The sequence below is a fragment of the Pseudomonas sp. Sample_16 genome (assembly GCF_004307665.1).
Taxonomy (GTDB): domain Bacteria; phylum Pseudomonadota; class Gammaproteobacteria; order Pseudomonadales; family Pseudomonadaceae; genus Aquipseudomonas.
This window is the reverse complement of sequence record NZ_RCOB01000127.1, coordinates 1-8,170: the sequence shown is the minus strand read 5'-3', so window position 1 is coordinate 8,170 and position 8,170 is coordinate 1. Positions and strand designations below refer to the sequence as shown.

11 protein-coding genes are annotated in these 8,170 nt (G+C 59.0%); 7 read left to right on the top strand and 4 right to left on the bottom strand.

All coding sequences use genetic code 11. The features are described from left to right. Nucleotides 1–288, top strand: a 288-nt coding sequence (locus D8U69_RS17490) for a GNAT family N-acetyltransferase (protein WP_020800382.1), incomplete at its 5' end; no start/stop codon positions are given. Nucleotides 289–360: 72 nt separating this feature from the next. Here D8U69_RS17490 and D8U69_RS17485 read toward each other — a convergent pair. Together D8U69_RS17485 and D8U69_RS17480 are read right to left on the bottom strand one after the other, a co-directional pair. Then, a complete protein-coding gene (locus D8U69_RS17485) occupies nucleotides 361–1,437 on the bottom strand; it encodes a 3-deoxy-7-phosphoheptulonate synthase (RefSeq protein ID WP_056856407.1) in 1,077 nt (358 codons plus the stop codon). 128 nt (nucleotides 1,438–1,565) lie between these two features. After that, nucleotides 1,566–2,009, bottom strand: a complete 444-nt coding sequence (locus D8U69_RS17480) for a PilZ domain-containing protein (protein WP_056856406.1) — start codon at nucleotides 2,007–2,009, stop codon at nucleotides 1,566–1,568. On the opposite strand from D8U69_RS17480, the gene D8U69_RS17475 reads away from it, so the two are divergent. From D8U69_RS17475 to cysB, 5 genes are all read left to right on the top strand, one after another. Then, the gene (locus D8U69_RS17475) at nucleotides 2,008–2,394 is read left to right on the top strand and encodes a thioredoxin family protein (RefSeq protein ID WP_056856405.1); all 387 of its coding nucleotides are present in this window, start codon (nucleotides 2,008–2,010) and stop codon (nucleotides 2,392–2,394) included. The genes D8U69_RS17480 and D8U69_RS17475 overlap by 2 nt on opposite strands. After that, nucleotides 2,391–3,344, top strand: coding sequence for a putative 2-dehydropantoate 2-reductase (locus D8U69_RS17470; protein WP_130907804.1), 954 nt, complete (start codon nucleotides 2,391–2,393; stop codon nucleotides 3,342–3,344). The genes D8U69_RS17475 and D8U69_RS17470 overlap by 4 nt, the downstream gene beginning before the upstream one ends. Before the next feature lie 26 nt (nucleotides 3,345–3,370). Next, nucleotides 3,371–4,276, top strand: coding sequence for a 5'-nucleotidase (locus tag D8U69_RS17465; protein ID WP_056856403.1), 906 nt, complete (start codon nucleotides 3,371–3,373; stop codon nucleotides 4,274–4,276). Between the two features lie 94 nt (nucleotides 4,277–4,370). Continuing rightward, nucleotides 4,371–4,874 (top strand): universal stress protein, encoded by a 504-nt coding sequence (locus D8U69_RS17460; RefSeq protein WP_056856402.1) that lies wholly within the window; start codon nucleotides 4,371–4,373, stop codon nucleotides 4,872–4,874. Between the two features lie 113 nt (nucleotides 4,875–4,987). After that, complete coding sequence (cysB, locus tag D8U69_RS17455; protein ID WP_007899921.1) at nucleotides 4,988–5,962, top strand: HTH-type transcriptional regulator CysB; 975 nt, start codon at nucleotides 4,988–4,990, stop codon at nucleotides 5,960–5,962. Nucleotides 5,963–5,968: 6 nt separating this feature from the next. Here cysB and D8U69_RS17450 read toward each other — a convergent pair whose 3' ends face one another. Further along, complete coding sequence (locus tag D8U69_RS17450) at nucleotides 5,969–6,451, bottom strand: GreA/GreB family elongation factor (RefSeq protein ID WP_056856401.1); 483 nt, start codon at nucleotides 6,449–6,451, stop codon at nucleotides 5,969–5,971. A 2-nt stretch (nucleotides 6,452–6,453) separates the two neighbouring features. Next, on the bottom strand, nucleotides 6,454–6,861 hold the full coding sequence (locus D8U69_RS17445; RefSeq protein WP_130907803.1) for a hypothetical protein: 408 nt from the start codon (nucleotides 6,859–6,861) through the stop codon (nucleotides 6,454–6,456). A 124-nt stretch (nucleotides 6,862–6,985) separates the two neighbouring features. Here D8U69_RS17445 and earP point away from each other — a divergent pair, with 124 nt between their 5' ends. Next, nucleotides 6,986–8,128 carry an elongation factor P maturation arginine rhamnosyltransferase EarP gene (gene earP / locus D8U69_RS17440; protein ID WP_130907802.1) on the top strand — a complete coding sequence of 381 codons (1,143 nt, stop codon included), beginning with the start codon at nucleotides 6,986–6,988 and terminating at the stop codon, nucleotides 8,126–8,128. Nucleotides 8,129–8,170: the final 42 nt, after the last annotated feature.

Genomic DNA, 8,170 nt, shown 5'->3' with positions numbered 1-8,170 from the left:
ATGAGCGAGGCGTTGTCCATCCACCATGACCAGGCTGGTCATCAGTTCGAGACCAATGTGGACGGTCATCGTGCCTACCTGACTTATATGGATCTGGGGAAACAGACCCTGGATATCTATCGCACGTTCGTGCCTAACGCACTGCGTGGTCGGGGTATTGCAGCGGCACTGACCGAGCAGGCGTTGCAGTACGCCGAAGAGATGGGCTACACGGTTATCCCGTCGTGTTCCTACGTCGAGCGCTACATGGAGCGTCACCAGCGGCATGCGGCCAAGCTGAGCCAGTGACCTTCAACAAAACGAATGCATAAAAAAACGCCGGGTTCAGCCCGGCGTTTTTTTGTCTGCCGCAAATGGCGATCAGGTGCGCTTGCGTTTCGGCAGCACGTCCTTGAGCTTGGCATGCATGCTGCGCAAGGTGTTTTCGGTCGCTGTCCAGTCGATGCAGGCATCGGTGATCGACACACCGTATTGCAGGTCGGCGAGGTCTTTCGGGATAGCCTGGCAACCCCAGTTCAGGTGGCTTTCGACCATCAGGCCGATGATCGACTGGTTGCCTTCGAGGATCTGGTTGGCGACGTTCTCCATCACCAGCGGTTGCAGGGCCGGGTCCTTGTTGGAGTTGGCGTGGCTGCAATCGACCATGATGTTCGGCTTGATCTTCGCTTTGTTCAGCGCTTGCTCGCACAGGGCGACGCTGACCGAGTCGTAGTTAGGCTTGCCGTTGCCGCCGCGCAGCACGACGTGACCGTAGGCGTTGCCCTTGGTGGTCACGATCGACACGCCACCTTCCTGGTTGATCCCCAGGAAGCGGTGCGGGCTGGAAACCGATTGCAGGGCGTTGATCGCCACGGTCAGGCCGCCATCGGTGCCGTTCTTGAAGCCGACAGCCGAGGACAGGCCGGAGGCCATTTCACGGTGAGTCTGCGATTCGGTGGTGCGCGCGCCGATGGCCGACCAGCTGATCAGGTCCTGCAGATATTGCGGGGAGATCGGATCGAGGGCTTCGGTGGCGGTTGGCAGGCCCATTTCGGCCAGGTCCAGCAGCAGTTGACGACCGATGTGCAGCCCGTCCTGGATCTTGAACGAGTCGTCCAGGTACGGGTCGTTGATCAAGCCTTTCCAGCCGACGGTGGTGCGTGGCTTCTCGAAATACACACGCATGACCAGATACAGGGTATCGGACACTTCTGCGGCGAGAACCTTCAGGCGCTCGGCGTATTCGTGGGCTGCCTTGATGTCGTGGATCGAGCAAGGCCCGATGACGACGAACAGGCGATGGTCGGTGCCATCGAGAATATTGCGAATGACTTCGCGGCCCTTGGTCACGGTGCGCAACGCAGCGTCGCTCAGGGGAATATCGCGCTTGAGCTGATCGGGGGTGATCAGTGTCTCGTTGGAGGCGACGTTTAGGTCGTTGATCGGTAAATCAGCCATCGTTTACTCGTCAGGTCACGGGTGCCGGCCGCCAGCGAACCCGCGCGGCGGAGCACAGCAAATTAAGCGCGTCGGGGAGCCGAACCTTAGCGCGTTACACCGTGGCTAGACAATGGGCTGGCAGCGCTTTAATCCAGTACAGGCTGTGCAAATGCCTTGCGAACCGTTTCGTGAGAGAACTCGTCGGCGTGTTCCTGGACCCACTCGAGCGCCAGTGCCTGAACTTCCTGCAGGTCATTGTGGGGATCGTGCTGGCGGCAATAACGCTCGATCTGGCACACCTGCTCACCCATTCGGGCACTGAACAGCGTCTGTTCGTCGACGAAGGCAATGCCAACCAGATAGCCGTGTTTTCGTCGCAGGCACCAGGCTACATAGCCCGGAAAACGCAGGTCGGGATTGAGCGTCGGCATGCGCACTTCGAGCGCCGTGCCGTGGCGCCACGCGCGGTGATAATTGCATGCCATGCCCCCGAGGCTGATAGTGTGCAGCTGTCGTCGCGAAATACACTCGGGTTTGAGCAACGTTAATTCCACGGGTACATCGTCAGGATGAGGAATGAATCGTCCCATGAACACGGACTCCATGTGTCGGCCATCTGACATTGTTTCTCCCAGTATAGTGGTCGAATCGGAACTGACCGATTTCGACGCCGACCAACGGCTGCTGACGATGAACGGTGTGTCGCTGGTGATTTTCACCAGTGTCGGCTGTTCCAGTTGCCGTTTCGCCCGCGAGCAATTGCCGTCACTCGATCTGGCAGTCGATCGCCTGTGCTGGATCGATGCCGGGAACAATGGCGGGGTGGTCGAGCGATATCAGGTTTTTCATTTGCCGGCGCTGTTCGTGGTACGCGACGGTGAATTCTTCGGGGCATTGCATTCGCGCCTGACCGGCACCGAACTCAATCGGGCGATACGTCAGGCGCTGAGTCGAACAGCAGAGGAGTTGCCATGATAGGGACAGTTGCGAAACCGACCATCGGTATGATCGGAACCGGTGCAATCGGTGGTTTCTACGGGGTGATGCTGGCGCGAGCCGGTTTCGATGTGCATTTTCTGCTGCGCAGCGAGTTTTCCGTGGTGGCCGAACGCGGGTTGCTAGTGAACCATGCAGCCCAGGGTGCGCTGACATTGAATCCGGTCAAGGCCTATTCGAGCGCAGAAGACATGCCACCGTGCGACTGGTTGCTGGTCGGCGCCAAGACCACCAGCAACGCGGATCTGGCACCGGCGATCCTGCAAGCCGCCGCACCGAATGCAAAGGTCCTGTTGTTGCAGAATGGCCTGGATGTCGAAGACAGCCTGCGCGAACTGCTTCCCGGCTCGCTGCATCTGCTGGGCGGGCTTTGCTATATATGCGTTCATCGGGAAGGGCCGGGCGTCATTACCCATCAGGCGCTCGGTGCCGTGCATGTCGGCTACCACAGCGGCCCCGCCGATGAATCGGCGCGGATTGCGATCGTCGAAGAAGGTGTCGGCTTGTTCCAGGCCGCGGGCATCGACTCTCAGGCCATGGCGAACCTGCATCAGGCACGTTGGCAAAAACTGGTCTGGAATATCCCTTACAACGGTCTGTCGGTGTTGCTCGGGGCCAGCACCACACTCTTGATGGCCGATGCCGACAGCCGGGAAATGATCAAGGCGCTGATGGCCGAGGTGGTGCAGGGCGCAATCGCCTGTGGTCACGAGGTGCCGGCGGGTTATGCCGAGCACCTGTTCCTGATGACCGAGAGAATGCCTGACTACTGGCCGAGCATGTATCACGATTTTCTGCACAAGCGACCGCTGGAGCTACAGGCTATCTATGCCCGGCCACTGGCCGCGGCCAAAGCGGCGGGATGTGAACTGCCACGAATCGAGGCGTTGTATCGCAGCTTGAGTTTTATCGATCGACGTAATGCTTGAGTTGATCAAGGCAATGGGGGAAGGGGATGCCAAACGTAATTGACGACAAACTGGTGCTGGCGATTTCTTCGCGCGCATTGTTCGACCTGAGTGACAGCCACAAGGTCTACCTGTCGAGCGGCGTCGAGGCTTACCGGCAATATCAGATCGAACACGAAGACGAAATCCTCGAGCCCGGTGACGCGTTTCCCTTGGTGCAAAAACTCCTGAATCTCAACGCCAGCCTTGGACGTGCGCGGGTCGAGGTGGTCCTGGTGTCGCGCAACAGCGCCGATACCGGTCTGCGGGTATTCAATTCGATTCATCACTACGGGCTGGCGATCTCCCGCGCGGCATTCGTTGGCGGGCGCAGTCCTTATCCATACCTCAAGGCGTTTGGCTGCGATCTGTTTCTTTCGACTCACGCCGAAGACGTGCGCAGTGCGCTGGACGCGGGTTTCGCCGCGGCAACCATTTTGTCCGGCGGTGCCAGCCGCGCGGCCAGCGACGAACTGCGCATCGCGTTTGACGGCGATGCGGTGCTGTTTTCCGATGAGTCGGAGCGCGTTTACCAGGCCGGTGGTCTGGAGGCATTTCAAGCCAGCGAACGCGAAGCGGCGCGCCAGCCTTTGCGCGGCGGGCCGTTCAAGGGCTTCCTCGCCGCTCTCAATTTGTTGCAGCGCGAGTTCCCGGATGGCGAATGCCCCATCCGCACGGCGCTGGTGACCGCACGTTCGGCGCCGGCCCATGAACGGGTGATTCGCACATTGCGCGAATGGGATATTCGTCTGGACGAGTCGCTGTTCCTCGGTGGCCTGACCAAGTCGGCATTCCTCGAAGCCTTTGCCGCGGATGTGTTTTTCGATGATCAGGCCGGTCACTGCGAGCTGGCCCGTGAAGTCGTCGCCACCGGTCATGTGCCACATGGCATAAGCAACGAACAAAAGATTTAAGCCTGCCGTTCAACGCGTTACACCGGACGTCGTACTCGCCAAGGCGCTGCTAAGCTGAATCAATCTCCGCCATGTTGGCATTCGAGGAGGTCATATGATCCGTTCGATGCTGTATGCCACTGACCTCGGCCTGTACGCCCCCGTGGTGATGCAACACGCCCTGGAATTGGCTCGGACATTCGATGCCGACTTGTACGTAGTGCACGCGGTGGAACCCATGGGCCTGTTTGCCGAATCGGTGCTCCAGAGCTACCTCGACGAGCAGGCGTTGAACGAGTTTCACAGCCAGGGCTTGAACACGGTCATTGCGAGTATCGAGCAGCGGGTGCTGGACAGCTTTCGTGAGGAGTTGGGCGGCGAGGGTGAGTTGGACCTGAAAAGAATCCAGGCAGTACGGGTGCTGCAGGGCGATCCGTCGCAGGTGATTCTCGACCAGGCGCAGAAACTCTCTGTGGATTTGCTGATCGTAGGTAGTCACAGCCACGGGGCTGGTGCGGAAACGCCATTGGGCCGCACCGCGGCGCGGGTGTTGCAGTTGGCCAAGGTGCCGGTTTATCTGGTGCCGCTGGTGCAACGCCGTCGCCAAGGGGATCGCTAGGCTGCGAATAGCAGGGCTTTGATAAAAAAGTTCTAGATTTATTCTTCAAACCATTAATATAGTTATATACCGTCGCTGATGCCCGTGGCGTCCAACTGCTTTGAGGGATTCATATGAAGCTTCAACAACTGCGCTACATCTGGGAAGTGGCGCACCACGACCTCAACGTTTCCGCTACAGCCCAAAGCCTTTACACCTCGCAACCGGGCATCAGCAAACAGATCCGCCTGCTGGAAGACGAATTGGGCGTCGAAGTGTTCGCCCGCAGTGGCAAGCACCTGACCCGCGTCACCCCGGCCGGTGAGCGAATCATCACCACCGCTGGCGAAATCCTGCGCAAGGTTGAAAGCATCAAGCAGATCGCCCAGGAATTCTCCAACGAGAAAAAAGGCACCCTGTCGATCGCCACCACCCACACCCAGGCGCGTTATGCGTTGCCGCCGGTGATCAGTAATTTCATCAAGCAGTACCCGGACGTTGCCCTGCACATGCACCAGGGTTCGCCGATGCAGATCGCCGAAATGGCCGCTGATGGCACCGTGGATTTCGCCATCGCCACCGAAGCGCTCGAGCTGTTCGGTGATTTGGTCATGATGCCGTGCTACCGCTGGAACCGCTGCGTGGTCGTGCCTCAGGGCCACCCACTGACCAAGCTGTCGAAGCTGACCCTCGAAGCCCTCGCTGAATACCCGATCGTGACTTACGTGTTCGGTTTCACTGGCCGTTCGAAGCTCGACGAAGCCTTCAGCCATCGCGGCCTGACGCCGAAAGTGGTGTTCACCGCTGCCGACGCCGACGTGATCAAGACCTACGTTCGCCTGGGCCTGGGTGTGGGTATCGTGGCGAAAATGGCCGTCGACACCAAACTCGACAGCGACCTGGTGGTGCTCGATGCCAGCGAATTGTTCGAATCCAGCATCACCAAGATCGGCTTTCGTCGCGGCACCTTCCTGCGTGGTTTCATGTGCGACTTCATCGAGAAGTTCGCCCCGCACCTGACCCGCGAAGTCATGGCCAAAGCGATCCAGTGCCACAACAAGCAAGAACTGGAAGAACTGTTCGACGGCGTCGAACTGCCGGTTCACTAAGCCTGTTTATACGACCTCGGTAACAGCGAACTGTTGCCGAGTGCCCGCCACCAGAATCTCCACTTCATCACCTTCGAACTTGCCCAGCAGGCTTTTGCCCAGCGGTGAGCGCGGGGTGATGACAGTAATCAACTGCCCCACCAGATCGACCTTCAGACCCGCCGCATCAGGCGCCAGAAACAGCCATTGCTCTCGACCTTTTTCGTCTTCCAGACCCAGCAGGGCGCCGACTTCAATGCCGCGTCGCTCGTCATACGCACGCAGCACCAGGTTTTGACACAACGCCAGTGACTGGCGAATTTCCTCCACACGCCTGGCCTGCCCGGCTGCCAGATATGACGCCTCGAGCCCCAACGTGTCGTATTTGTTCTCGGCGATGTTTTCTTCATGGGTCGCGGTTTCGTAAGCGGTCTGTGCGGCCCGTTCAGCGATGTCGAGATCGACTCGCAGCTTGTCGAGAATCAGTTGGTGGACAGTTTGTTTGTTCATGATCAATCGCAGAACTGCAGGACATTGGCGCGGCTTTTTTCGCTGGGTGCCGTCTGGTCCTGTTGCAGCCAGAACTGACATTTGGCGTTCGACAGATTGCGGTTGCTGCTGCGCGCCTGATCGAGTCGTTGCGCCTGTTCGTCCTTGCGCAGGTTCTGTTCATACTGCTCGAACAGCGGACTCTGTGGCGGGATATCCGGAACCTGTTGCACCATCGGCGGGTTGGCCAGTTGCTGCACCGCTTGGGCCACCGGGGCCAGTTGCTCGCTGAAAAACAGGCGCGAGGCGAGCCAGCAGGTCAGCGCGATGGCGAGAAAGCCCAGCCACAGACCGAGGGCAATACTGCCGGTCAATTGCACGGCATTGAGCTGGATCGGCAACGAGCGGCGCGGATTGGTACGGTAGGGCATGACTGCCTCCTGGCGGTGGGGCGCGGGCGAGTTCCGATTGTCGCACGAAGATTAATCGTCGTCGGCTCTTCTGCGCAGGGTAATTTATGCGGACAATCGCGGCTTTTGCCAACGGGAACCTGGAATGCTTGAAATGAAACCCCGCTGGGATATTTTTTGCACCGTGGTCGATAACTACGGCGACATCGGTGTGACCTGGCGCCTGGCTCGGCAGCTGGTGGCCGAGCATTCGCTGGCGGTGCGTTTATGGGTCGACGACCTGCGTGCCTTTGAGCGCATGTGCCCCGAGATCGATATCCATGTTGCGCAGCAGTGGCAGCAAGGTGTCGAGGTGCGGCAGTGGCCCGCCGAGTGGCTGCCGACAGAAGCGGCGGATGTGGTGATAGCCGCATTCGCCTGCCAGTTGCCCGCTGCCTATATGGAAGCGATGGCCGAGCGCCAAAAAACACCGTTGTGGATGAACCTCGATTACCTGAGTGCCGAGGATTGGGTGGTCGGCTGTCACGGCTTGCCTTCGGTGAAGTACAAGCACGTACAGAAATTCTTCTTCTTTCCGGGATTCCAGAAAGGCACCGGCGGCTTGTTGCGTGAAAACGGATTGCTCGAACGACGTCGGCGGTTTCAGCAGGATCCCGAGGCTCGGCGCACCTTTCTGCAGGGCTTGGGTGTCGAGTGTGCAGCCGGTGCGCAGCTGATGTCGTTGTTCGCCTATGAAAATGCCGGGCTGGCCAGTTGGCTGGATGCGCTGGCCAGTGATTCGACGGCCACTCATCTGCTTGTGCCGGAAGGGCGGATCCTCGGCGATGTCGAACGCTGGCTGGGCGTGAATGATTTGCAGGCCGGCGCGTTGCACGTGCGTGAGGCCGTGACCGTGCAAGTGCTGCCGTTTGTCCGCCAGGATCAATATGACCTGTTGCTGTGGAGTTGTGATTTCAACGCCGTGCGTGGTGAAGATTCCTTCGTCCGCGCGCAATGGGCGGGTCGGCCTCTGCTCTGGCATATCTATCAGCAGGAAGAAGATGTCCACCTGGACAAGCTCGAAGCCTTTCTGTCGTTGTATGTGAAAGGGCTGTCGGAACCTGCGCGGGAGGCGATCAGCGGTCTTTGGCGGGCGTGGAACGCCGGCGAAAAAATGACCGACCACTGGCAATCCACTCGTAAACACTGGCCGGAGCTGGAAAAACACGCCGAGTCATGGTGTCTGGAACAAGCCTTGCAGGCCGATCTTGCCACGGCGCTGGTACAGTTTTATGGAAATTGGATATGATACGCGGCCTAGATTTTTGTAAATCCCATCCAAATTCGGATA

What these genes read in the sequence shown, in the direction of transcription:
- D8U69_RS17480 (WP_056856406.1), bottom strand. Translation starts at nt 2,009, where the DNA reads ATGGGACGATTCATTCCTCATCCTGACGATGTACCCGTGGAATTAACG.
- D8U69_RS17485 (WP_056856407.1), bottom strand. Translation starts at nt 1,437, where the DNA reads ATGGCTGATTTACCGATCAACGACCTAAACGTCGCCTCCAACGAGACA.
- D8U69_RS17460 (WP_056856402.1), top strand. Translation starts at nt 4,371, where the DNA reads ATGATCCGTTCGATGCTGTATGCCACTGACCTCGGCCTGTACGCCCCC.
- cysB (WP_007899921.1), top strand. Translation starts at nt 4,988, where the DNA reads ATGAAGCTTCAACAACTGCGCTACATCTGGGAAGTGGCGCACCACGAC.
- D8U69_RS17465 (WP_056856403.1), top strand. Translation starts at nt 3,371, where the DNA reads ATGCCAAACGTAATTGACGACAAACTGGTGCTGGCGATTTCTTCGCGC.
- D8U69_RS17450 (WP_056856401.1), bottom strand. Translation starts at nt 6,451, where the DNA reads ATGAACAAACAAACTGTCCACCAACTGATTCTCGACAAGCTGCGAGTC.
- D8U69_RS17475 (WP_056856405.1), top strand. Translation starts at nt 2,008, where the DNA reads ATGAACACGGACTCCATGTGTCGGCCATCTGACATTGTTTCTCCCAGT.
- D8U69_RS17470 (WP_130907804.1), top strand. Translation starts at nt 2,391, where the DNA reads ATGATAGGGACAGTTGCGAAACCGACCATCGGTATGATCGGAACCGGT.
- earP (WP_130907802.1), top strand. Translation starts at nt 6,986, where the DNA reads ATGCTTGAAATGAAACCCCGCTGGGATATTTTTTGCACCGTGGTCGAT.
- D8U69_RS17445 (WP_130907803.1), bottom strand. Translation starts at nt 6,861, where the DNA reads ATGCCCTACCGTACCAATCCGCGCCGCTCGTTGCCGATCCAGCTCAAT.